This window comes from Protofrankia sp. Cas3, from assembly GCF_963555955.1.
Lineage (GTDB): Bacteria > Actinomycetota > Actinomycetes > Frankiales > Frankiaceae > Protofrankia.
Genome location: NZ_CAUVXP010000029.1, coordinates 1 through 21,758 on the forward strand (window position 1 = coordinate 1; position 21,758 = coordinate 21,758).

General features: G+C 66.9%; 20 protein-coding genes, 1 tRNA gene and 1 pseudogene. 12 read left to right on the forward strand and 10 right to left on the reverse strand.

What is annotated here, in order from left to right; all coding sequences use genetic code 11:
* Together U9983_RS08165 and U9983_RS08170 are read left to right on the forward strand one after the other, a co-directional pair.
* Positions 1–500: WD40 repeat domain-containing protein (locus U9983_RS08165; RefSeq protein WP_416211311.1), on the forward strand; the 500-nt coding region annotated here is incomplete at its 5' end.
* A 267-nt stretch (positions 501–767) separates the two neighbouring features.
* Positions 768–959 (forward strand): annotated as a pseudogene (locus U9983_RS08170) (tyrosine-type recombinase/integrase); the annotation flags it as partial.
* Positions 960–1,116: 157 nt separating this feature from the next.
* Here U9983_RS08170 and U9983_RS08175 read toward each other — a convergent pair.
* The 3 genes from U9983_RS08175 to U9983_RS08185 form a co-directional block, all read right to left on the reverse strand.
* Positions 1,117–1,188 (reverse strand) — tRNA-Val (locus U9983_RS08175).
* Positions 1,189–1,324: 136 nt separating this feature from the next.
* Positions 1,325–1,579, reverse strand: a complete 255-nt coding sequence (locus U9983_RS08180) for a hypothetical protein (protein ID WP_322753437.1) — start codon at positions 1,577–1,579, stop codon at positions 1,325–1,327.
* A 271-nt stretch (positions 1,580–1,850) separates the two neighbouring features.
* Positions 1,851–2,309, reverse strand: coding sequence for a peroxiredoxin (locus tag U9983_RS08185; protein WP_322751055.1), 459 nt, complete (start codon positions 2,307–2,309; stop codon positions 1,851–1,853).
* A gap of 413 nt (positions 2,310–2,722) precedes the next feature.
* Between U9983_RS08185 and U9983_RS08190 the strand changes: the two genes are divergently transcribed.
* Positions 2,723–3,271: a DUF4234 domain-containing protein gene (locus U9983_RS08190; RefSeq protein ID WP_322753438.1), complete on the forward strand. Its 549-nt coding sequence runs from the start codon at positions 2,723–2,725 to the stop codon at positions 3,269–3,271.
* 94 nt (positions 3,272–3,365) lie between these two features.
* On the opposite strand, the gene U9983_RS08195 is transcribed toward U9983_RS08190, so the two are convergent.
* Positions 3,366–3,803, reverse strand: a complete 438-nt coding sequence (locus U9983_RS08195; protein ID WP_322751057.1) for a DUF3052 domain-containing protein — start codon at positions 3,801–3,803, stop codon at positions 3,366–3,368.
* Between the two features lie 186 nt (positions 3,804–3,989).
* On the reverse strand, positions 3,990–4,394 hold the full coding sequence (locus U9983_RS08200; protein WP_322751058.1) for a YjbQ family protein: 405 nt from the start codon (positions 4,392–4,394) through the stop codon (positions 3,990–3,992).
* Between the two features lie 291 nt (positions 4,395–4,685).
* On the opposite strand from U9983_RS08200, the gene aceE reads away from it, so the two are divergent.
* Positions 4,686–7,439 (forward strand): pyruvate dehydrogenase (acetyl-transferring), homodimeric type, encoded by a 2,754-nt coding sequence (aceE, locus tag U9983_RS08205; protein WP_322753439.1) that lies wholly within the window; start codon positions 4,686–4,688, stop codon positions 7,437–7,439.
* Positions 7,440–7,549: 110 nt separating this feature from the next.
* Here the strand turns inward: aceE and U9983_RS08210 are convergent, their stop codons facing one another.
* Entirely contained in the window at positions 7,550–8,329 is a 780-nt protein-coding gene (locus tag U9983_RS08210; RefSeq protein ID WP_416211312.1) for a pirin family protein, read from the reverse strand.
* A 524-nt stretch (positions 8,330–8,853) separates the two neighbouring features.
* Between U9983_RS08210 and U9983_RS08215 the strand changes: the two genes are divergently transcribed.
* Positions 8,854–9,744: a hypothetical protein gene (locus U9983_RS08215; protein ID WP_322753441.1), complete on the forward strand. Its 891-nt coding sequence runs from the start codon at positions 8,854–8,856 to the stop codon at positions 9,742–9,744.
* Here the strand turns inward: U9983_RS08215 and U9983_RS08220 are convergent.
* Both U9983_RS08220 and U9983_RS08225 read right to left on the reverse strand, forming a co-directional pair.
* Positions 9,741–10,325, reverse strand: coding sequence for a phosphatase PAP2 family protein (locus U9983_RS08220; protein WP_322753442.1), 585 nt, complete (start codon positions 10,323–10,325; stop codon positions 9,741–9,743). The two genes, U9983_RS08215 and U9983_RS08220, sit on opposite strands and share 4 nt — an antisense overlap.
* A 137-nt stretch (positions 10,326–10,462) precedes the next feature.
* Positions 10,463–10,819: a DUF5999 family protein gene (locus U9983_RS08225; RefSeq protein ID WP_322753443.1), complete on the reverse strand. Its 357-nt coding sequence runs from the start codon at positions 10,817–10,819 to the stop codon at positions 10,463–10,465.
* A 477-nt stretch (positions 10,820–11,296) separates the two neighbouring features.
* Between U9983_RS08225 and U9983_RS08230 the strand changes: the two genes are divergently transcribed.
* From U9983_RS08230 to U9983_RS08245, 4 genes are all read left to right on the forward strand, one after another.
* Positions 11,297–12,874: a hypothetical protein gene (locus tag U9983_RS08230; RefSeq protein WP_322753444.1), complete on the forward strand. Its 1,578-nt coding sequence runs from the start codon at positions 11,297–11,299 to the stop codon at positions 12,872–12,874.
* A complete protein-coding gene (locus tag U9983_RS08235) occupies positions 12,871–13,146 on the forward strand; it encodes a type II toxin-antitoxin system RelE family toxin (RefSeq protein WP_322750350.1) in 276 nt (91 codons plus the stop codon). The genes U9983_RS08230 and U9983_RS08235 overlap by 4 nt, the downstream gene beginning before the upstream one ends.
* 212 nt (positions 13,147–13,358) lie before the next feature.
* The gene (locus U9983_RS08240) at positions 13,359–15,527 is read left to right on the forward strand and encodes an ATP-binding cassette domain-containing protein (protein ID WP_322753445.1); all 2,169 of its coding nucleotides are present in this window, start codon (positions 13,359–13,361) and stop codon (positions 15,525–15,527) included.
* The gene (locus U9983_RS08245) at positions 15,524–17,161 is read left to right on the forward strand and encodes an aminotransferase class V-fold PLP-dependent enzyme (RefSeq protein WP_322753446.1); all 1,638 of its coding nucleotides are present in this window, start codon (positions 15,524–15,526) and stop codon (positions 17,159–17,161) included. The genes U9983_RS08240 and U9983_RS08245 overlap by 4 nt, the downstream gene beginning before the upstream one ends.
* 111 nt (positions 17,162–17,272) lie before the next feature.
* Here the strand turns inward: U9983_RS08245 and U9983_RS08250 are convergent, their stop codons facing one another.
* Together U9983_RS08250 and U9983_RS08255 are read right to left on the reverse strand one after the other, a co-directional pair.
* Positions 17,273–17,854, reverse strand: coding sequence for a TerD family protein (locus tag U9983_RS08250; RefSeq protein ID WP_322750353.1), 582 nt, complete (start codon positions 17,852–17,854; stop codon positions 17,273–17,275).
* 235 nt (positions 17,855–18,089) lie between these two features.
* Positions 18,090–19,052 carry a BACON domain-containing protein gene (locus U9983_RS08255; RefSeq protein WP_416211314.1) on the reverse strand — a complete coding sequence of 321 codons (963 nt, stop codon included), beginning with the start codon at positions 19,050–19,052 and terminating at the stop codon, positions 18,090–18,092.
* Between the two features lie 558 nt (positions 19,053–19,610).
* On the opposite strand from U9983_RS08255, the gene U9983_RS08260 reads away from it, so the two are divergent.
* The 3 genes from U9983_RS08260 to U9983_RS08270 all read left to right on the forward strand — a co-directional run bounded on the left by U9983_RS08260 (position 19,611) and on the right by U9983_RS08270 (position 21,714).
* Positions 19,611–20,045 (forward strand): FAS1-like dehydratase domain-containing protein, encoded by a 435-nt coding sequence (locus U9983_RS08260; protein ID WP_322753448.1) that lies wholly within the window; start codon positions 19,611–19,613, stop codon positions 20,043–20,045.
* The gene (locus U9983_RS08265; protein ID WP_322753449.1) at positions 20,042–20,512 is read left to right on the forward strand and encodes a MaoC/PaaZ C-terminal domain-containing protein; all 471 of its coding nucleotides are present in this window, start codon (positions 20,042–20,044) and stop codon (positions 20,510–20,512) included. The genes U9983_RS08260 and U9983_RS08265 overlap by 4 nt, the downstream gene beginning before the upstream one ends.
* Positions 20,513–20,790: 278 nt before the next feature.
* Positions 20,791–21,714: an SDR family oxidoreductase gene (locus tag U9983_RS08270; protein ID WP_322750357.1), complete on the forward strand. Its 924-nt coding sequence runs from the start codon at positions 20,791–20,793 to the stop codon at positions 21,712–21,714.
* The last annotated feature ends 44 nt before the right edge of the window (positions 21,715–21,758 follow it).

The window sequence follows — 21,758 nt, forward strand, 5'->3', positions numbered from 1 at the left end:
TGGCCTCCCCCGGCTCCGATGGGACAGTGCGGCTGTGGGATGTAGCCAGCGGCCGGCAACTCGCCGAACTCACCGGCCACACCGACGAGGTGTCCGCGGTGGGGTTCTCCCCGGACGGCACCCGGCTGGCCTCCGCCGGCTTCGATGGGACGGTGCGGCTATGGGATGTAGCCAGCGGCCGGCAACTCGCCGAACTCACCGGCCACACCGGCGGGGTGCAGGCGGTGGGGTTCTCCCCGGACGGCACCCGGCTGGCCTCCGCCGGCTCCGATGGGACGGTGCGGCTATGGGATGCGGCCAGCGGCAATCCGACAGCCACGCTGATCGGGTTTGTAGGGGGATGGGCTGCCGTGGCTCCAAACGGCTCATACAAGCTTGTGGGCGATCCCACCAAGGCCATCTGGTGGACGATCAACAATGTTCGTTTCGAGGCCGGGGAACTCGACGAGCACATCCCGTCAATCCGGCGACTGGCTGACGACACGCCGCTACCACCGTGACGTCACCGGTGTGAGGCACGCGGACTCGACGACGAGCCCACGCCTGATCGCGGCGACTTGCAGCGGTCCGATGCCCGCTCGGAACGGCCGGTCCCCAGGGCCGCCGACCGGTGCTGCTGCCCGCGGCTGGCTACGCTGGCTGTTCGGACGGCTGGCTGACGTGCTGCCTGGATGTGGCTGTGCGCGGTGGCGGGCTGGCGACGCACCCGGCGAGCATGGCGCGCCAGCGCCACGCGCAGCCGTCGCGCGGCGCGGCCCGTGCCGCGCCTTGACGGGGTCGTGTTTCATGGCCTGCGGCACACCTGCGTGACGCTCCTACTTGATCTCGGTGTGCCGCCTCACACCGTCCGGGACATCGCGGGGCACTCGGCGATCGAGGTCACCATGACGATCTACGCACACTCGTCCATGGCGGAGAAACGCGCGGCGTTGCGGAAGCTCGACGATCAACTGAGCTGAAGTGCGTTGCTACACCCGTTGCTACAGGGACGCCGTCCCGATCATCGCCGGGACGGTGTTTGTGATCGTGGGGGGTTCGGGGGGCTCGGCCACCCGGCGGACATCGCGGCTGGTGGCAAGCTTGATCGAAGATCAACGAGCATACGAAACCAGCTCGTGGGCGCGGCAGGGATCGAACCTGCGACCACTCGCTTGTAAGGCGAGCGCTCTCCCGCTGAGCTACGCGCCCCGGGCTCTCGTAAGAGTACGCAACATCGCGCCGTTGTGGGGAACCGGCGTGGGACCGGACTCCGCGCCGGCATGCGTTCCCCGCGACGTCCGACGGCGACGTCCACCCGGTCAGGTAGACGAGCCGGTGTCGGCGCTCAGGTCACGGCCCGGCCCAGTACCCGTGCGAGCGCGGCCTCAACCTCGTCGCTGAGACTGGGGGATGCGGCTACGGGCTGCCCAGGTCCGCTCCCCCGCGACACCCGCGGATCGGAAACCGAAAAATCCTCGGCGGCCGAGGCCGGCGAGACCTCCCGGCCGCAGTCCCGGCACGAGACGGCACCCAGGGCCTTGGCCAGATGCGTGGAGCCGCAGCCAGCGCACCGGTCAAGAATGTCCGACCATCCTGTCACCAGCTGGCACGGCGGACAGAACAGAACCTGTTCACCTTCGACTACCGCCCGTCGCCACGGACTGGATCCGCGCGCGGGATCGGTCTGGCGGATGTGACAACGAAAACACGGCATCGTGCAAGCACTAACTCCCTCACGTTCCCCCGAAGCCTCCGGGTGCGCGAAAAACCACAATCGCACACCCTTTGGCCAACCAGCCCCCTCGGGGCCTCCGGGTGCGCGAAAAACCACAATCGCACACCCTTTGGCCAACCAGCTCCCTCGAGGCGGATTACAGGGCCGCGAGCGCCTTGAGATATTCACCATGGTCGCGTGCTTCACCTGGTCCGTTGACAACAGTCCAGCGCACAGTGCCGTCCTTGTCGATGACGAAGGTCGCGCGCACGGCGAACCCCTTGCTCTCTTCCAGCACGCCATAGCTGCGTGCCACCTCACCGTGCGGCCAGAAGTCGGCGAGGAGCGGAAAGTCATAGCCCTCGCGATCGGCCCACACCTTGTGGGCGTAGGGCGAGTCGACCGAGACCGCGAGCACCTGCACGTCGTCGTTCTGGAACGCGGAGAGGTCGTCACGGACCGCACAGAGCTCGCCCTGGCAGATCCCGGTGAAGGTGAGCGGATAGAACAGGAGCACGACGTTGCGACGCCCGCGGAACTCCGAGAGCGTGACCTCCTCGTTGTTCTGATCACGCAGAGTGAAGTCTGGGGCGGCGGTGCCCACCTCTACGGCCACTGGTCAATCCTCTCGACGGCAGGCGGTGTCACGTTGCAGGCGGCGTCACGTTGGGAAAGGGCGGTCGGCCACCCGCACCCAGCATGCCACCTGATCAACGTTGGCATCCCTACGGCAGGCCGGACGGCTGCGCCGGCACCGCAATCGTGCGGAACCGATGTGTCCGGAGTCTCGTTTCCTGATGTCGCGGCCAGTAACATTTGCCTCGTTGCATCGCTCCGGGTAAAAATCCGCTACCTCGGTCCCAGTCGGCATGCCGGCTATCAGGCCGGATGCGGACATGGACGCGGACATGGACGCGGACCAGGCCCCGCCGGACGGAACCGTACGCAATAACCGATCTTGACCCACCAGGGCAATACTGTTATCAGCTGTGGCCGGGCGACCGGCGGCACTCCGAACAGGGGAACGCAGTGACCGAGCAGACCTTCGGTCCGTACGGCCAGTCCGATCGGGGCCGGCAGCCATCCGGGCTTCAGCGCGTGGACGGGTACGGCCCGCCCCGATCCGGCCGCGCATACCCGACTTCGGCGACAGCCGTGCCCAGCGGCTACCCACAGCCGACGGCTACCGGCATCCACGGCAAGCGCCGCAACCCCTGCGCCAGCTGGCTCGGCCTACCTTTGATCACTCTTGGTATATACACCATCGTCTGGATCTACAAAACCAACAAGGAACTCAGCGAGTATGACCGACGAATCGTGGTCGATCCGACCCTTTCAGTATTCGCGGTGACCCTGGGCGTCCTCCTTCTCGCTCCGCCGCTCGTCGCCGTGTGGCGGTTGTGTGCACGCACACGCCAGGCACAACAATCAGCCGGCCTGCCTCCGTTGCGAACCGGGGTCGCGTTCACGATCTTTCTTCTCGGTTTCGGGCCGCTGAATCTCCAGAGTGAGATCAACCGCATCTGGGACCGGTACCCGACCGCGGTCGAAGGGCAGCAGGTCCCCTTGCCCGCCTGACCCGACCCACCGCGCTGCGCGCTGCCCCGGTCAAAAACCCCCTCCGGCCCTGGCCGCCACCGGACCCAGCTGGCGGCCAGGGACCCAGGAAGCCCTACCGGTGCCGGACCCGCTGGGACTTCGGTGCGGCCAGCCGCATTCCGGCCCATTCCGCGGCGACACTCACAGTGCTTGTCTGCACCAGGCCGACTGTCGGCACCGCCTCCAGGACGTCGCTGGGCTCGACATGCCCAGGCCTGCCGGCCTTCGGTGTCAGAAGCCAGATCACCCCAGCCTCGGACAGCTGGCGGCGCGCGTCGATGAGTGCCTCCACAAGGTCGCCGTCGTCGTCCCGCCACCACAGCAGTACGACGTCGACCACATCGTCAGAATCCTCCGGGACGAGTTCCGTTCCGCTGGCAGAGGTGACAGCACCTAGAAGATCACGGGCGATGTCATCGTCTTCGTTGAGCGACTGAACCAGTACCCCTGGCGTGATACCCAGACGTTCCGCACGCCGCTGACCCTCGGCGTTCGCCGCGGTCGGACTCACCCTCAACAACCTCCTGCTCGTGTCAGCCGCACACGGACACGCTGTCCGCATGCAACGGCCGGGCAGCACGGCGGTCTCTCGATCCACCTACTGCCCGCATCGCCGTGGACCTAGTCCACCGGAGCACCCCCGGGCAGCGCAAGTGCCACGCCGGTAGTTGTGGACAAAGGTGTCGCTCTCGCCGTCTCATCCGGACAGGAACGAGAGCCGAACCGTGCGCTCGGGATTGTCCACGTTGAGATCAACCAATGCGATCGACTGCCATGTGCCGAGTAGCAGGCCGCCATCGAGGACCGGAACGGTCAACGACGGTGCGATCAGCGCAGGCAGGACGTGTGACCTTCCGTGACCTTTTGAGCCATGGGCATGCTGCCATGCGCGATCGGTGGGCAACAGGTCTGCGAGCGCGGCGAGAAGATCCGCGTCGCTGCCCGAACCGAGCTCAAGGACGGCGAGGCCGGCGGTCGCATGTGGGACGAACACGGACAGCAACCCATCCCCGCGACCGGTGACGAAGCGCCGCGCGGCAGCGGTGAGATCCCAAACACATTCCCCGTCGCCGGTGTGCACCGACACCGTCGTCGTCTCCATGGACCGCCCTTCGTGGTCACCTGCCGCCCACCGTCCGCACCTTCCATTGTCTCCAACCGTTCCACAAAGCCAGCACAGCGGCGACACGACCCCACCAGATCGGCGGCGGCGATGTGGCCGGGGCGGTTCTGCCCGGCTGATGCCGCTTCCGGCCCCGACCGCCGACCCGCACCCCTATCGCCAGGCGGCGAGGGTGGAGGGTGACGAGACCGCCCACACAGAGCACGATGGACGGGGACCCACTCGCGACCAAGCATGCGAACAACGACCAAGCGACGGCAGGGAGAACGCGTGGCGAAGGACAGCGGCAGGAGGTTCTCGGTCATCACCGACGGGCTTCCCAGCCAGTTGCCGGACATCGACCCGTCCGAAACCAGCGAATGGCTGGATTCCCTGGATGCGGTGATCGACGAGCAGGGCCGGGGACGGGCACGATTCCTCATGCTCAAGCTGCTGGAGCGGGCCCGAGAGAAGGCCGTCGGTGTGCCCGGGCTCACCAGCACTGACTACATCAACACCATTCCACCGGAGCAGGAACCGTGGTTTCCGGGCGACGAACACATCGAACGGCGCATACGCGCATATATTCGATGGAATGCGGCAATCATGGTGAGCCGGGCAAATCGTCCGGAATACGGCGTTGGCGGTCATATCGCCACGTATGCATCTAGTGCCGCACTCTACGAGGTCGGTTTCAACCACTTCTTCCGCGGCAAGGACAAGCTGACCGCGGGGCCCGGCGGCGACTCCGGTGACCAGATCTTCGTCCAGGGCCATGCCTCCCCGGGAATCTACGCCAGAGCCTTCCTCGAGGGCCGGCTGACCACCGGAGCCCTTGATGCGTTCCGCCGGGAGGGGGCGGCCGATGGACTTCCGTCATACCCGCACCCACGCCTGATGCCCGACTTCTGGGAGTTCCCGACCGTCTCGATGGGCCTCGGGCCGATCCATGCCATCTATCAGGCCCGGTTCAACCGATACCTGCTGAACCGGCGGATCAAGGACACGTCGCGCAGCCGGGTATGGGCCTTCCTGGGTGACGGCGAGATGGACGAGCCCGAGTCGATCGGCGCCCTCGGCATCGCCGCCCGGGAGGAACTCGACAACCTGATCTTCGTCGTGAACTGCAACCTGCAGCGTCTTGACGGCCCGGTACGCGGCAACGGCAAAATCATGCAGGAACTGGAGTCGCTGTTCCGCGGCGCCGGCTGGAACGTCATCAAGGTGGTCTGGGGCCGCGACTGGGACCCGCTGCTCGCCCAGGACACCGACGGAGTCCTGGTGCACCGGATGAACACAACGCCGGACGGCCAGTTCCAGACCTACACGACGTCGTCCGGAGCCTACATCCGGGAGCATTTCTTCGGCGCGGACGCGCGCCTGCGCCGCATGGTCAAGGACCTCTCCGACGACGATCTGCGTAAACTTTCCCGTGGTGGTCACGACTACCGCAAGCTCTACGCCGCCTACAAGGCCGCAACCGAGCATGCCGGCCAGCCCACGGTCATCCTCGCCCACACCATCAAGGGCTGGACGCTGGGCAAGGACTTCGAGGCCCGCAATGCCACGCACCAGATGAAAAAACTCAGCAAGGGTGAGCTGAAGGAGTTTCGCGACCGTCTCTACCTGGAGATTCCCGACGCCGAGCTGGAGGCGGACCTGCCGCCGTACTTCCATCCCGGCCTGGATTCGGACGAAATCCAGTACATGCGGGAACGGCGGGCCACACTGGACGGCTCGCTGCCCAGGCGGGTCGTACGGACGCGTCCCCTTCCGCAGCCGCCAAAATCGATCTTCGACGACCTGCGGCGCGGCTCGGGTAAACAACCGGTGGCGACGACCATGGCCTTCGTCCGCCTTCTCAAAGATCTGATGAAGACGAAAGAAATAGGCGCCCGATTCGTTCCGGTAATTCCGGACGAAGCCCGCACCTTCGGCATGGACGCCATGTTCCCGACCGCGAAGATATACTCGCCGCACGGGCAGCGTTACGAGGCCGTCGACCGCGACCTGCTGCTCTCCTACCAGGAGTCCGAATCCGGCCAGATGCTCCACGAGGGCATCAACGAAGCCGGCTCGATGGGCTCGGTCATCGCCGCGGGCACCGCGTATGCCACGCACGGGGTCCATATGATCCCGGTGTACGTCTTCTACTCGATGTTCGGATTCCAGCGGACCGGCGACCAGATGTGGGCGTTCGGAGACCAGCTCGGCCGCGGTTTCCTGCTCGGTGCCACCGCCGGGCGAACCACGCTCAACGGTGAGGGGCTCCAGCACCAGGACGGCCATTCGCTGCTGCTCGCGTCGACGAACCCGGCCTGCGTGGCCTACGACCCGGCGTTCGCCTTCGAGGTATCCCACATCGTCCGCGACGGCCTCGACCGGATGTACGGCGAGCGCGACGAAAACGTCTTCTATTACATGACCGTCTACAACGAGCCTTTCCCGCAGCCGGCCGAGCCGGCCGGGATAGACCCGGCACAGATTCTCGCCGGGATGTACCTGTTCCGACCGTTCACCCAAACGGGGTTGGCCGCCCGAACGCCGGTGGACCTCGGGTCGGGAACCGTGCCCAACCGCGCGCAGCTGCTGGCGAGCGGTACCGGGATGCGGTGGGCGTTGGACGCGCAGGAGCTCCTCGCGAACGACTTCGGCGTGGAAACGGACGTGTGGTCGGTGACCTCCTGGAACGAACTGCGCCGGGAGGCTCTCGCCTGCGAGGAGCACAACCTGCTGAATCCGGATTCGGTGGAGCGCCGGCCGTATGTGACCCGCATCCTGGAAGGGGCACCTGGACCGGTCATCACTGTAAGCGACTGGATGCGCGCGGTGCCCGACCAGATCTCACGGTGGATTCCCCAGGACTACACCTCGCTGGGCACCGACGGATACGGCCGCTCCGACACCCGGGCGGCGCTGCGGCGCCACTTCCACGTCGACGCCCAGTCGATCACGGTGGCGACCCTGGAGGCGCTGGCCCGCCATGGCGCGGTCAAGGCGGCCGTCGTCGAGGATGCGATCCGTCGTTACGGGCTGCGCGAGTAGGACTCCTGCGGGCCCAGGGCCGGGCGCATGCCCGCCTGAGGTGACTGCCGGCATCCCGCGGTACCGGGATGCCGGCAGCAGGCGCTGTCGCGGCCTCACCCTGTCGCGGCTCACCGGCCAAGGGATGCGTGCATCTCCCAGACCAGAATTTCCGCCGGCCCGGCCGGGGCACTGACCGCGAGCCCGTCGCAGTCTCGGATCCGGGCTGCGTCACCAGCCGCGAGATCGCCGACGGTCTCCACCGTGACCGTGCCGCGCGCGACGAACAGATGCACCCAGGGCGCGGACGGCAGCTGCACGCGGCCGGACCCGGGCAGCCGCGCACCGTGCAGGACTGCATTGTTCTGCCGAATGTCGACCGCCGCCTGCGAGCCGGCTCCGCCCGCGATCGCCACCAGACTGCCGGTCGCCAGAGTGTCCGTCACATCGATCTGGGCATAACCGGGGGTGATACCCGACGTGTCCGGAATAATCCACATCTGAATAAAATGAACCGTACCGGGATCCCCTGGGAAGCATGCGTGCACCCCGGAGCACGGTGCCGCGTTCATCTCCGCATGCAGGATCCCGGTGCCCGCGCTCATCCGCTGAACAACCCCGGGCCGGATCACACCGCTGATTCCAGTGGAATCGGTGTGCACAAGCTCACCCGCGAGGACCCAGGTCACGATCTCCATGTCCCGGTGCGGGTGGGCATCAAAGCCGCCACCAGGAGCGACACGGTCGTCGTTGCTGACCAGCAGAAGGCCGAAATGGGTATTGGCGGGATCATAGTGGCGACCGAACGCGAACGAGTGGCGCGAGTCCAGCCACGGGTTTCGGGTCACGGCCCGGCCCTCCGAGCGCCTCACGGCAATCGCCGTTCCTCGCGACGTCGAGATATCAGTCACAGTCCCGCCCTTCCCTTTCCTGCTACCCACGCGCCCCTGTCCGCTACCATCGGTGCGGCTACGATCAGCGGGCGAGTTGTCGTAGAGTGCGTACGATGCACATCCGGCCAGCCCCACATCCGGCCAGACCATCGTCCAACGTAATCGCCCTCACCTCGGAGCCGGGACGGTCCCGACCAGTAGGTTCCAAAGGCCTCTGACGACGCGAGAAGTATGCCCATGAGGTCACTTCACGCTCGGACGAGCCCCCATTGATCGCACCGTCGTCGGCCCTCACAACCCCAGGGGGCCACGGGCCCGACGAAAGAGCTATGATCTCGGTACCTTTGCCCCTACCAACCCCCTCGGGGCCTTTGGCCAAGTGGCCCCGACGCAACGCGAGTGCCTCGCGAGGAGGCGATGTGACGGCTGCCGACAGCACGGCGGAACAGATGTCATCGGCCGCCAGCTACATGATTGCCACTTGGCGTTACCGCATGAATGCGAGGCCGTGAGATGGCCCGCATCGTACTCGGGAAACAGCCATGATTCTGCGGTCGCGGCGGATCGACCGGCTGGAGGACCACCCGAACCTGCGTGGTATTCTCGCGATCCTCACCCAGCTGGTACACGCCAGCGACACGGAACTCGGCCAACTCGCGTCGGTCTGGCGCAACACGCCACAACTCGCGGCCGCGCGCGACAAGGCGTTGTCGCCGGATGCCCCGCTGGTTGTCGAGGTTCTCGCCGCCTTCGACGCGCTCTCGGCGATCTATGCCGACGACCTCGCGGGCATCGACGACTATGTGACGGTTGATCCCGGCATCACCGCGACCGCGCTCAAAGCGGTCCGCGACGCGATCGCCGCCGCCTACGCCAAACCGATTCTCACCCGGTCGGAGTACTCGGCCTTGATGCGATCGTGGCGGGTGGTCTATCCCCGCGGCCGGGGACACGAGCCGGACCTCGGTCCCTTCGGCTCCGAGGTCAAACGGGTCCTCGCGGCTCTGCCGGTACTGGCACGTCGCTGCCACGACGCCGACAGCCTGCGGGTCTACGACGGTCTGCTCGTCACCGCGCTCACCCGCGATGAGATCGAGCATCGGGACGCCATGGAAGCAGCGTTCAACAGCGCGGTGCGTACCGGCCGCCGGCGCGTCTGGACCCTGGTTCGGCGTAGCGCAGCCGAGGGATTCTGGCGCCTGTGTCCATCCTGCCGCAAAATGATCAATCTTGAGGATGCCGATGCGGACCAGCGTGTCATGGAACTGTGCGCGGACCTCGCCTGCGCGCTGCTCGTCCAGGACATCCTCGACCCCGATACAGCGGCCAACCTGACGGCGCCGCTGCACACGCTTGTCCCGCTCCAGAACCGCCACGGCGGCGAGCGGCGGCAGACCGGTCGAGGTCTTCCTCCTGGTAGATCATCAGACTAGCCGCGTTCGTGGTAAACCTCAGCTGGCCGTAGCGCCGGCACCCGTATCGACGCCGGGCGTGCCCGCACCGGACGGTAGGGCCGCCTGGGCATGATCTTGCTGGTCACGAGGGCGGCGGATACCCCGATGGCGACACCCGCCAGCACGTCACTCGGGTAGTGGACACCGACATAGACCCGCGAGAACGCCACGCCTGTGGCGATGATCCCGACCGGGATCGCCGCGACGGGTGCGTCCATCGCGACCGCGGTCGCGAAGGCGGCCGCAGATGCGGCATGCCCGGAGGGAAACGAGAAAGTCGTCAGGTCCCGGCGGAGTCGGCGGCGCAGCGGTATGCCGTGACGATCAGGACGGTCCCGGCGGAACACCATCTTGGCCGGCCCGTTCGCGGTCGCGCTGGCAAGCCCCAGGGCCACCATGCCCCGCACTGCCCCGCGCCTGCGCCGTCCCCTGCTGACGCCGAGAGCCACCGCTGTCCCCCACCACAGCAGACCGTGGTCGCCTGCCCGGGACAGGCCCGGCAGAATCGGGTCGAGGAGCGGACGCGCACCGGCAAGGCGGGCGAAGACGGCCCGGTCCACGGCGGAAACGGCGGAAACCAGCAGCCGTGCCCCATCAACGATCAGTGCTCGTCGGATGGCGAGACTCCGCGGATGGCAGATCGCGTCACGCGGTCACGTCACGCGGTCACGTCAGGTCGGCACGTCAGGTCGGCACGTCAGGTGGTCCGGCCACGGGGCGTCGGCAGGGCCGTCTGGTGGCGCGTCACGACCGCCGCGGCCGCGGTACTCACCAGGCTCGGAAGCCCCCGCCGCGGTTCGATGATCCTCCCCGTCGGCAAAATCTCACCAGTGTCGTCAAACAAGATCACACCGTTGCACAGCAGGCTCCATCCCTGGTCGCAGTGCCGGATCGTCACCCGCGCCGCATCCCGGTCGGGACCGGCGGCGGGCGGGCAGGGCGGGGAGTGAGGACAGCCCGCCAGGCCGGGTAGCGAAGACGCGGTGGGTACCTGTGAACTCGCCGACGTCCTTGTCGATGGATCTCCAGAAACCGTTGTTGCTCGCACAGTCACAGAAGATTACGCCCCCAGGTAACGGACGTCACATCGACCTACCTTCCTTCGCAGTAGACATGGTTCCCATCTAGGGCCTATGCGATGGATCTTCGATCGCGCGGATCAATGCCCACCGGAGGGGCCCTGGACACAGTTCGCATGTGGACGCGGTTGCGGTCCGGGCACGGTTTAGAGCGCCACAGCCACGGCTCGACGCGCTTCGTAGCCGGCCGCTTCTTGGTTGCGACCACTACTACCGTCGACCAACACGGTGGAACCACCCGGTGACAGACACCGAATATACTGATCCCACCTGATGACGGGAAAGCACCTTCGATACCTTTTCCTGGACCCATTGCAGCCCGGTCCCCGGCCCGTTGCCCGCCGGCCTCACGGGAGACCCGGCCGGGTCCGTACAGAGCGGTTCATGTCGATGAAGATGCTGAGGTACCGACCGTCAACCCCATCGCTGCCGACCGACCCATACAGATGGCGATGAACCGACTACGGTCGACGAGCCTGATACGCCCGGCCCGCCTGCGTCGGCACCGGCTGATAATCGTTCTGATTGTCCTGGCCAGCGCATTGCGGGTGCTGGCGATGGCCGCCTACCGCCCTGCATTCGAGTTCGCCGGCGACTCCTACGCCTACCTCCAGCTGGCCCGGTACCTCAGCCCGGACACGGTTCGGCCCGCGGGCTATCCGGTGGTGCTGCACGCATTGTCCGTTACCGGCGAGCTGTGGGTGGTGCCCGCCGTCCAACACGCTCTTGGTCTGGGGCTCGGGCTTGCCGTCTATGCACTTCTGACGCACCGCGGCGTCGCGCCCACGATCGCGGCGCTGGCGGCAGCACCGGTTCTCCTCGACGCCTATCAGGTGAACATCGAGCATTTCGTCATGGCGGAAACGCTGTTCGACGCGCTGCTCGTCGCCGGGCTCGTCGCCCTGTTGTGGGATCGGGAACCGCCGCTGTGGGCCTGCGGGCTCGCCGGCGGCGCGCTGGCGCTCGCCGCGCTCGTCCGCACGGTGGGTGTCGTCCTCGGGGTCCTGGCGCTGGCCTACCTCATAGCCCGACGGTTCGGGTGGTCGCGGTCCGTCGCGTTCGCCGGGACCCTGGCCGCACCGCTGCTCGGGTATGCGTTCTGGTTCCATTCGGCGCACGGCTCCTATGCCCTGAGCGGCGGTGACGCCTACTGGCTCTACGGCCGGGTCGCGCCGATTGCCGACTGCGCACGTCTCGACCTCACCCCGGCGGCACGGCAGCTGTGTTCTGCGCACCCGCCGAGCGAGCGACCCGGCCCGAACTACTACGTGTGGAACCGCAACAGCCCGCGCTTCACCGTCGCTCTCCCCGACGCCGCGAAAAAGGCCGCGATGACCGACTTCGCCCACCAGGTGATCGAACACCAACCGGCGGACTACACGCGGATGGTGACCGGCGAAGTGGCCCACTACTTCGCGCCCGGGCGGTGGGTGGGTCGGCGTGACTGGCCCGTCGGCACCTGGGAGTTCCCCGCCTACCCGGTGCCCTTGTACTGGAACATCAACGCGCCCCTCGCGACCTTCGACGGTGAGCTGGTCACCCGTGCCGTGTCCCCGACGCCGGCCGCGGTTCTGCGGGTCTACCAGCGCCATGGCTACACCCCCGGGCCTGCGTTGGGCGCGATGGTGGCCCTCGGTGTCGCCGCGGTGTTCCGCAGGGCGCCCCGACGTTCGTCGCGCGCAGAGCACGACGAACGGCGGCGGATCCGAGCCGACTGTGCACTGCTGGTGGCCGCGGGAACAGCCCTGCTCGTCGTCCCATCGGCAACCGTGTGCTTCGACTACCGGTACATGCTGCCCACGCTGGTGCTGTTCCCCCCGGCTGCGGCGTTCGGCTGGCAACAGATCACCCGGGTGCGCGCCGCCCGCCGCCAATCGGCCGAGGAGCCCGGAGCCGGAGAGGCGCCCAGCTGGCCACCGGAACTTCCGACAGCTGACAACAAAGACTTCTACGATCACGATGTGAACAACCGGATTTGCCCGATGCAGACCTTCCCACCCGGGGCGCCCACAGGCGGCGGAGCAGCATGAGCACCCGACATGAGGTAACCGTCTCAGCGTCGGCCGAGCGCGACCTGCAACGACTACCGGACAAAACGGCCGGCGAGATCCGCCGCTTCCTCAACGGCCCGCTGCGCAACGACCCGCGGAAGGCTGGAACTCCCCTATCCCAGGCGCGGTCCACCATGTGGGAGGCGACCGGCCCGGCTTGGCGGATCCTCTACCAGGTGGATGCCAATACCCTTACCATCCGCATCATGGTCGTTGCTCAGCGAAGCGAATCTGGCCGTCGCGCTTCATAGCCGACGACGATCGCGCCCGGCATTGGGCCTAGGGCGTGCCTGATGGATGTTGGCCGATGCAGGCGATGATCCAGAAAATAGCCCGCAAGTAAGTCATATTCTGTCCTATTTAGGAGATGAGGTATATATATTAAATTTTATATCTTATGTTCTTCTTGTGAAGTTATCATGCAATAAGATCAACCGAGGGTTCCTAACGAGGTGAGCGCCAGATGGACGCAACCGATCTTCAGCTATCGACCGGCGAAGGCAGCCCCGGCCTGCCGCCCGATGGCACCGACGATGCCTGGCGTGAGCTGGGCACACGATTAAGATCGCTCCGCGAAGTACGAATACTTCGCGGACTGTCCCAGGCGGCGCTGCGCGATCTGGCCGATGCGATGCGCCCGCTCGATCTCCCCGCCGACGCGACGGTGTGCCGCGCGGGTGACCCCGTCCGCCACCTGTTCATTCTCGTCTCCGGCCGCTGGGACGTCCCCGGCAATGTGATCGGCCTCGCGGCACCGCGACGGGATGACGCCGCCACCGGCGAACCGGGCAATGCCACACCCGATGAACCGCGCCGACACGGCTGCACCGCCTGCACGCTCACTGCCGCACGGGTGTGGACGGTGCCGCTCACCACGCTGGATCAGGTGACCGCGGCCAGCGTGACGAGTGGGGTCCGACGTCCCGGGCTCAGCGTTGACGTCGCCGGGGTTGGCCAACGGTTGGGCCGGCGACCCGGACGGCAGACGCTGCGGGACGTTACCTTCCGGGTCGCACCGGGTGAGCTGGTCGCCATCGTCGGTTCGAGCGGCGCCGGGAAGACCATGCTGCTGGAGACGATGGCGGGACTACGCGCACCGGTTGAAGGCGTGGTCCGATATGACGGCGTCGACCGGCACACGAATCCGGCGCTGTTCCGGTCGTCCCTGGGCTACGTACCGCAGGATGACATCATTCACCGAACGCTTTCGCTCGAGCGGACGCTCTGGCACGCCGCCCGATTGCGGCTGCCCGCGGACTCCTCACCGCGCCATCTCACGGACGCCGTACGACATGTCCTGGGCGAGCTCGGTCTTGCCCATCTGGCCAGCGCCGAGGTCCGCTCGCTGTCCGGCGGTGAGCGCAAGCGTGCCTGCGTCGCAGTCGAGCTGCTGACCAGACCCCGGGTGTTCTTTCTCGACGAGCCGACATCCGGGCTGGATCCGGCGACCGCAGCCGACCTGATGCGGCTGCTGCGACGGTTGGCAGACGGTGGTACCACGGTCGTGCTGGCCACCCACAACGTCTCCGACCTGCGTGTGTGCGATTCAGTCGTCTTCATGGCCCAGGACGGCAATCTGGCTTTTGCCGGGCCGGTAGACCGGGCGTGCCACTACTTCGGGACGGCCACGATCGAGGAGGTCTACGGCCGGCTTGCCTATGAGGACACTCCGCAAACCTGGGGCCGACGGTTTGCCCGCGACCAGGAACATGTGCCGAGTTCCCCGACGCCACAGTCATTCTCGGCCGGTGGGACAGACAAACCTTCCAGTGGCTCCGCGGGACAACCGCCAGGTGCGGTTCGCCAGTGGCACCTACTGACCCGACGCAACGTCGAGATTCTCGCCCGGGACCGGCTCACGCTGGCCATCCTGCTCGGCTCGCCGGTGATGATCCTACTGATGTTCGTCGTGTTGTTCCGGCCGCATGCCTTCACCGCCGGGAACCCCGATCCCGGCGCCACGATGATGACGGCCTTCTGGGTGACTTTCGGCGGCTTCTTCTTCGGTGTCACCTACGGGCTGCCGCAGATCTGTGGGGAGTTGGCGATCCTGCGGCGAGAACGGCTCGTCGGCGTTCGGCTCGGTCCGTATGTGCTGTCGAAGCTCGCCGTCCTGCTACCCCTGCTGGTCGCCGTCGACACGATCACCATAGGCCTGCTGCGGGCGCTGGACCGGCTGCCCGCCCTCGGCGTGGCGCAGGCCGCAACCTTGCTGGTGACATTGCTGCTGGCATCGACCGCCGCGCTCTGTCTGGGCCTGCTGACCTCGGCGGCCGTGTTCAACCCGGCACAGGCCACCGTCGCCCTGCCGATGCTGTGTTTCCCGCAGGTGCTGTTCTCCGGTGCGATACTGCCGATCCCCGCGATGGCCCCGGCCGGTAAGGCGATCAGCTACGCCATGTCCAACCGGTGGGCATTCGAGGGGTTCGGACACAGCGTCGGGCTGGAACGCCTGTGGGCCCACGGCGGTTCACCGCTCGGCCCACCGCTGCTGGCGTCCTACGGCACGACATTCACCCACGCCGCCTGGCTGGACTGGGCGATTCTCAGCGGCTTCACGACCATGTTACTGGCGGCAACTTACCTCGTGCTGAACGCCCGCTTCAGCGTACGCCCGGTCCGGTCCGCATGACTACGGCACCGCTCGACCCAGCCCAGGCCGGCCAGTCGGGCGCGGACATCGACCCGTCGCTGTCCGCCTTCCTCGCCGCCTACCCCCACTACGCCACCACTACCCGACTAGACGAACTGCGGGCCGTCGAGTACAGCCATCTTGATGCGGACGGCGGAATCTACCTGGACTACACCGGCGCAGGAGTATGCGCCGACGCGCAACTGCGCGCGCATACCGCCCGCCTGCACAACCGCTGTTTCGGCAACCCCCATTCGGACAGCCCGGCGTCGAAGGCGACCACGGAACTGGTGGAACAGACCCGGCGGGCCGTGCTGGAGTACTTCAACGCCTCGCCGGACGAATACGTTGCGATCTTCACGCCGAACGCAACCGGAGCATGCCGACTCGTAGCCGAATCATATCGGTTCGGCGCGCGGACCCGGTTCGTCCTGACCTACGATAACCACAATTCGGTCAACGGTATCCGGGAGTTCGCGAACATGCGGGGCGCGGTGACGCAGTACGTTCCGGTCACCGCACCCGATCTTCGGATCGACGACGCGTCGGTTCGGGCCGCACTGGCGCAGCCGAGGCCGGGGGTTACCGAAGCGGCCCTACGAATGGTGGTCAGCGGATCCGTTCCGTGGGCGGGCCACCCGCGCCGTCGGGCGGCACAACGCCGAATAGGCCGGTCCTGGGCCGAGGCAGGTGGCCAGGGTGCCCTTTGGCGGGACCCCGGCAGCCACTCGACGCACGACCGTGGGCTGTTCGCATTTCCCGCGCAGAGCAACTTCACCGGAGTCCAACATCCGTTACGCTGGGTGGACACCGCCCACGAGTATGGCTACGATGTATTGCTCGATGTAGCCGCCTATGTTGCGACCAATCGGCTTGACCTGTCCGCGGTCCACCCCGATTTCATACCGGTGAGCTGGTACAAGGTCTTCGGCTTCCCGACCGGCGTGGGATGCCTCATCGCCCGGCGGGATGCGTTGGTGCGGTTACGGAGACCGTGGTTTTCCGGTGGGACGATTCAGGCTGTCAGCGTGCAGGGCGGCTGGCACACACTGACCGAGGACGAGAGCGCGTTCGAGGACGGCACCCTCAACTTTCTCGCCATCCCGGACATCGAGATCGGCCTGTCCTGGATCAACAACATCGGAATCGACCTGATCCATACCAGGGTCGCCTGCCTCACCGGCTGGCTGCTCGACCGGCTTGTTGCACTGTGTCATAGTAGTGGCGCGCCGATGGTACGGATATACGGGCCGACCGAATCCCGCGACCGGGGCGGAACAATCGCCTTCAACCTGCTGGATCCGGATGGCAACGTCGTGGACGAGCGTGCGGTGGCCCGAGACGCCTCGGCTGCCGGCATCTCGCTGCGCACCGGCTGTTTCTGCAATCCTGGGGTCGGAGAGGGCGCGTTCCACATCACCAAGGCAGCCGTCACCGGTTCTATGCGACACAGCGTCCGGTCCTTGGACGACTACCTGGACATGCTTAAGCTTCCCAGTGCCGGCTCGATCCGGGTGTCGCTCGGCCTGGCGTCGAACATCGAGGACGTCGACCGGTTGCTGCAACACCTCCAGACAACGTATCAGGACCGCTTTTCCGACCTATCCGGCCTCGAGCCTCGGCTACGCTGCTAATTTCCTCAGAGCCCGTTTTGGATCTTCTGCCCAGCCCGCCGGTTCGCGATCGAACAAAAGATCCAAAATAGGCCTCCATGCCCTGCCACACACGAAGCGATGGCCGATACGTCAGGAGACGTTGACCCCGAAGTCGAGGGCGATCCCCCGCAGGCCGGAGGCGTAACCCTGGCCAACCGCGCGGAACTTCCACTCGTTGGCGTGCCGGTAGAGCTCTCCGAAGATCATCGCAGTCTCGGTCGACGCGTCCTCGGTGAGGTCATAGCGGGCGATCTCCGTGCCGGCCGTCGAGTCGAGCACCCGGATGAACGCCTCCCGGACCTGGCCGAAGGTCTGCCGACGCGCCTCCGCATCGTAGATCGATACTGCAAAAACGACCTTGGATGCCTGTGGGGTGAGCGCGAACAGCTCGACGGTGATCTGCTCGTCATCTCCCCCACCGCCGCCGACGAGGTTGTCGCCCAGGTGCTTCACGGCTCCGTCAGGGCTCACCAGGTTGTTGAAGAAGACGAAGTACTGGTCGGAGAGAACCTTGCCCCAGTCGTTGACGACGATCGCGCTCGCGTCAAGGTCGTAGTCCGCACCGGAAGTCTGGCGCACCTGCCAGCCGAGGCCGACGGTCACCGCCGTGAGGTTCGGAGCGACCTTGCTGAGCGACACATTGCCGCCCTTGGACAGCGACACCGATGCCATGCCTCAAGCCTAACGCCTCGCTCCCGCCTGCGGTGGCGCATGGGCCACGATCCGCGTCCGGGATCTTAAGAGCAACCGGCAACCGGCACAGGGACGCGGCGTCGCGCGGCTGGGACGCACCCCAGCCCCGCTCCTTGATCCGCTCCTCTATTGCCGGGCGACCTTAACGATGTGAATCTGATGCTCCTGCCACAACACCAGATTCACATCGTTCCCACAGAGCGTCCGGTAGCCCTCACCCGGTCGGGGCGGGACAGTCGCTCACATCCAGTGAACCGGCGGACTCGGTACGCAGACCGTTGAGATCGGTGACGGTCACGGTGAACGACAACCGACCGGCGGTGTTCGACGGCCCGACCGGACCCGACCAGTCGGACTGCTGCCCGGTCGCGCTGTCGAGGTTGAGCGCGGTGGTCGTCGTCCTGCCATCGGGCAGCCGGGCAACCAGTTGCACGCCGAAAACACCGGTCGCGTCGGTCGCGCGCACCGACACCATCGACAGGGTCGGCCCGGACGCGGGTGCGCATCCCAGCGGGTAGACGATCGACGGGGCCGCCGTCACCGCATTGATGACGGGCGGGCCGGACACCACCGCGGTCACCCGGACCGCACCGGTGCCTGCGGGCTGCGTTGAGCCGCTGCGGACGACGACCGCGACCGAGATGTCGACCAGACCTGCCGGCGCGGCAGTGCGGTCGAGGGAGAACAGGACCGCCTTACGGCCGCCGGCGGCGACCGTGCCGGCTGACGGGCCGACGGCGAGCCAGGCCGGGGTCGCCGCGAACTGGTAGTCGGCGGTGACAGAGCCGGTGTTACGCAGTTCCACGGTCGCCGAGGAGTTCACCGAGCCAAGGTCGAGCATGGCGGGCGAGAACACGATGCTCGCGGCCGACGCCACGGTTGCCGCGGGTGAGGCGGCCCGGCCGCTCCCGTCGGCGGCCAGTGCCGGACCCGACGTCGGAAGTCGCCCGGTGGTGCCGGGAGCGCCACCAACGGCGACCCCGGTCGCGACGCCGCGAGCCGTACCGGCAGTCGCCACAGGTGCGCCGGATGCGCCAGGCGTGGTCGTGACCTCGGCGACACCACCGTCTGCCCCGGTCGCCGCAGTGGCCGCGGGTGCGCCTACCGCTGCCGCCTGCGCCCCGGTAGGCCAGAAGCGGAGCCACGCCCCCACCCCCATGACCATCACAAGGGCCATGGTCACGGCGGCGATACGCCCCCACCGGACAGGAAGGATCCGGCCCGATCGCCCCCAGGGTGATCGATGCCGTCCCACCGTGGGGCTGTCACGGTCCAAGAACTGCGCCATCGGATCGAGCGTAGGTCGACGAAGGCCGCCTGCACAGGGGATCGGTTCGTTCGCGCAATGACGAAACGGTCACAATTCTTACCCGGGTCCAACCAACAGATCATCCGTTCAACGGCAAAAAATCAATTCTTAAACAATATAGCAACAGACAACAAACATTTGGCAAAAATCTGCGCGCAGTCGGCAATGACCCTGCTACCAGCCCCACCGTCAGCCCCGCGGGCGACCCCGCGGGCGCCCCCTCGAGCGACCCCACGGGCGACCCGTCCCGTACTCCGTCCCGCGCCCCTTCCCTCCGCACTTCCCGCGGCCCGGTGGCCGTCGACTCCACGGTTGACGCCGGGACCGACGGCTTGCGGATCGCAACCAAAATCGATCATGGTGCATCTTGGGCGCAGAGATGACAACGTCGTGAACGCATAATCACCAGTCGATAAGGAGCGGCCCATGCCAGGAGCCCCGTTCACGATGGAGGTCGAACTCGGCAAGATCCGCGAGTTCGCCCGCGCCACCAAGTCGTCCAACCCTGACTACCTCACCACTGACGTGCCGGTGTCACCGGCGACGTTCCTTGCCTCCGCCGCCTTCTGGACGGGGCCCGAGAACACCCCACCGATGGAGGAGCTCGGCGACATGGCCCGGCTCCTGCACGGCGAGCAGGAGTTCGTCTTCCACGGTGAACCGCCGCGCGCCGGCACCCGCCTCGTCGGCCAGACCCGCATCGGCGCCAGCTACGAAAAGCAGGGCAGGCGCGGCGGAAGCATGCGGTTCGTCGAACTCCTCACCGAGTTCCGCACGCCCGAAGGCCGGCTCGTCGCCGAGGCGAAGAGCACCGCCATCGTCACCGGCCAGGCACCGACGGAAGGGTCCGCCACGTCATGACAACCACCGTGACCACGGCGACGACTGTGACAACGGCGACCACCGCGGTGAATCCCACGAGCTGGGCGGACCTCCAGCTCGGCGTGGCCGCGGCTTCGTTCACCGACACGCCGCTCACCCGCACGGATTTCGTCCGTTACCAGGGCGCGTCCGGCGACATGAACCCGATCCATCATGACGAACAGTTCGCGCGGGCCGCCGGTTTCCCGACCGTTTTCGCGGTCGGGATGCTGCAGGCCGGCATCCTGGCAACCTATGCCACCGACTGGTTGGGCGCGGCGAACATCCGCCGGTTCCAGGTGCAGTTCCGGGAACAGGCGTGGCCTGATGACGTGCTGACCTACTCGGGCAGCGTCGTCGGCCGACGCGAGAAGGACGGACGACGCCTGGTCGACGTCGAACTCACCGCGACCCGCCAGACCGGTGGTGTCCACATCAAGGGCTCGGCGACCTTCGCCGTCGCGTAGGCCCGGCCCACCGTCGGATTGCGGTGACGGGCGGCCGGGCCTGGCAGGCACTCGGGCGCTTCGGTGGCTTGCGGACCCCACCGCGCGTGAGGATGCATCGGGACCCCCGATCCACCCCGGCCGGCACCCTCGCCAACCGGCAGGTTGCGGTCAGACAACGGGTCGAAGGCGAACAGCGCGCCGAAGCCGAACGGCGCGTACAACACCCCCACAGCCATCATGTGGAACAACGGCACCAGCAGACATAGGAGATAGATCGTGACAGCGGGAGTACGGGCATGACCGGGATCTGCGAGGGACGCATCGTCGTCGTCACCGGGGCTGGCAACGGCATCGGCCGCGAACACGCGAAGCTGTTCGCCCAGGAGGGCGCCAAGGTCGTCGTCAACGACCTCGGCGGCAGCCGCGACGGCTCGGGGGCCTCGACCGGCCCCGCCCAGGCCGTCGTCGACGAGATCAAAGCCGCGGGCGGGGAGGCCGTCGCCAACACCGACGACATCTCCAGCTGGGACGGCAGCAAGAACCTCATCGACCAAGCCATCGACGCCTTCGGCGGCCTGGATGTGGTGGTGAACAACGCCGGCATCCTGCGCGACCGGATGCTCGCGAACATGACCGAAGCCGAGTGGGACGCGGTCATCAAGGTGCACCTCAAGGGCACCTTCGGACCGACCCACCACGCCGCCGCCTACTGGCGCGATCGGGCCAAGGCGGGTCAGCCCAACGACGCTCGAATCATCAACACGACCTCACCGTCCGGGCTGTTCGGCAATGTCGGACAGTCCAACTACGGCGCGGCCAAGGCGGGTATCGCGGCTTTCACCGTGATCACCGCGCAGGAGCTCGCTCGTTATGGGATCACCGTCAACGCGATCTCGCCGACCGCGCTGACCCGGTTGACCGAGGACCTGGCCTCCGTCCAGGCAATCAAGGATTCCGCCGGTGCCGCCGACCCGCTGGCGCCGGAGAACATCTCCCCGACCGTGGTGTGGTTGGGGAGCACCGCTTCGAAGGACATCACCGGCCGGGTGTTCTCCGTGTTCGGCGGCACCATCACCGTTGTCGAGGGCTGGGTCAACGGTCCGGGCGTCGACCGACAGGGTCGCTGGTCGCCGGGAGAGCTGTCCGAGGTGATCCCGGACCTGGTCGCAAAGGCGGCGCCCGGGGCCGACATGACAGGCAACCGGCCCGTCCAGGCATAAGAGCGCCCGGCAACAGGGGCGACCGGCAATAGGGGCCGACCGGC

Bases quoted from the DNA above. Each gene is read 5' to 3' on its own strand.
- U9983_RS08240 (WP_322753445.1), top strand. From the start codon at position 13,359: ATGGACGCAACCGATCTTCAGCTATCGACCGGCGAAGGCAGCCCCGGC.
- U9983_RS08235 (WP_322750350.1), top strand. From the start codon at position 12,871: ATGAGCACCCGACATGAGGTAACCGTCTCAGCGTCGGCCGAGCGCGAC.
- U9983_RS08230 (WP_322753444.1), top strand. From the start codon at position 11,297: ATGAACCGACTACGGTCGACGAGCCTGATACGCCCGGCCCGCCTGCGT.
- U9983_RS08250 (WP_322750353.1), bottom strand. From the start codon at position 17,854: ATGGCATCGGTGTCGCTGTCCAAGGGCGGCAATGTGTCGCTCAGCAAG.
- U9983_RS08265 (WP_322753449.1), top strand. From the start codon at position 20,042: ATGACAACCACCGTGACCACGGCGACGACTGTGACAACGGCGACCACC.
- U9983_RS08255 (WP_416211314.1), bottom strand. From the start codon at position 19,052: ATGGCCCTTGTGATGGTCATGGGGGTGGGGGCGTGGCTCCGCTTCTGG.
- U9983_RS08260 (WP_322753448.1), top strand. From the start codon at position 19,611: ATGCCAGGAGCCCCGTTCACGATGGAGGTCGAACTCGGCAAGATCCGC.
- U9983_RS08245 (WP_322753446.1), top strand. From the start codon at position 15,524: ATGACTACGGCACCGCTCGACCCAGCCCAGGCCGGCCAGTCGGGCGCG.
- U9983_RS08200 (WP_322751058.1), bottom strand. From the start codon at position 4,394: ATGGAGACGACGACGGTGTCGGTGCACACCGGCGACGGGGAATGTGTT.
- U9983_RS08270 (WP_322750357.1), top strand. From the start codon at position 20,791: ATGACCGGGATCTGCGAGGGACGCATCGTCGTCGTCACCGGGGCTGGC.
- U9983_RS08215 (WP_322753441.1), top strand. From the start codon at position 8,854: ATGATTCTGCGGTCGCGGCGGATCGACCGGCTGGAGGACCACCCGAAC.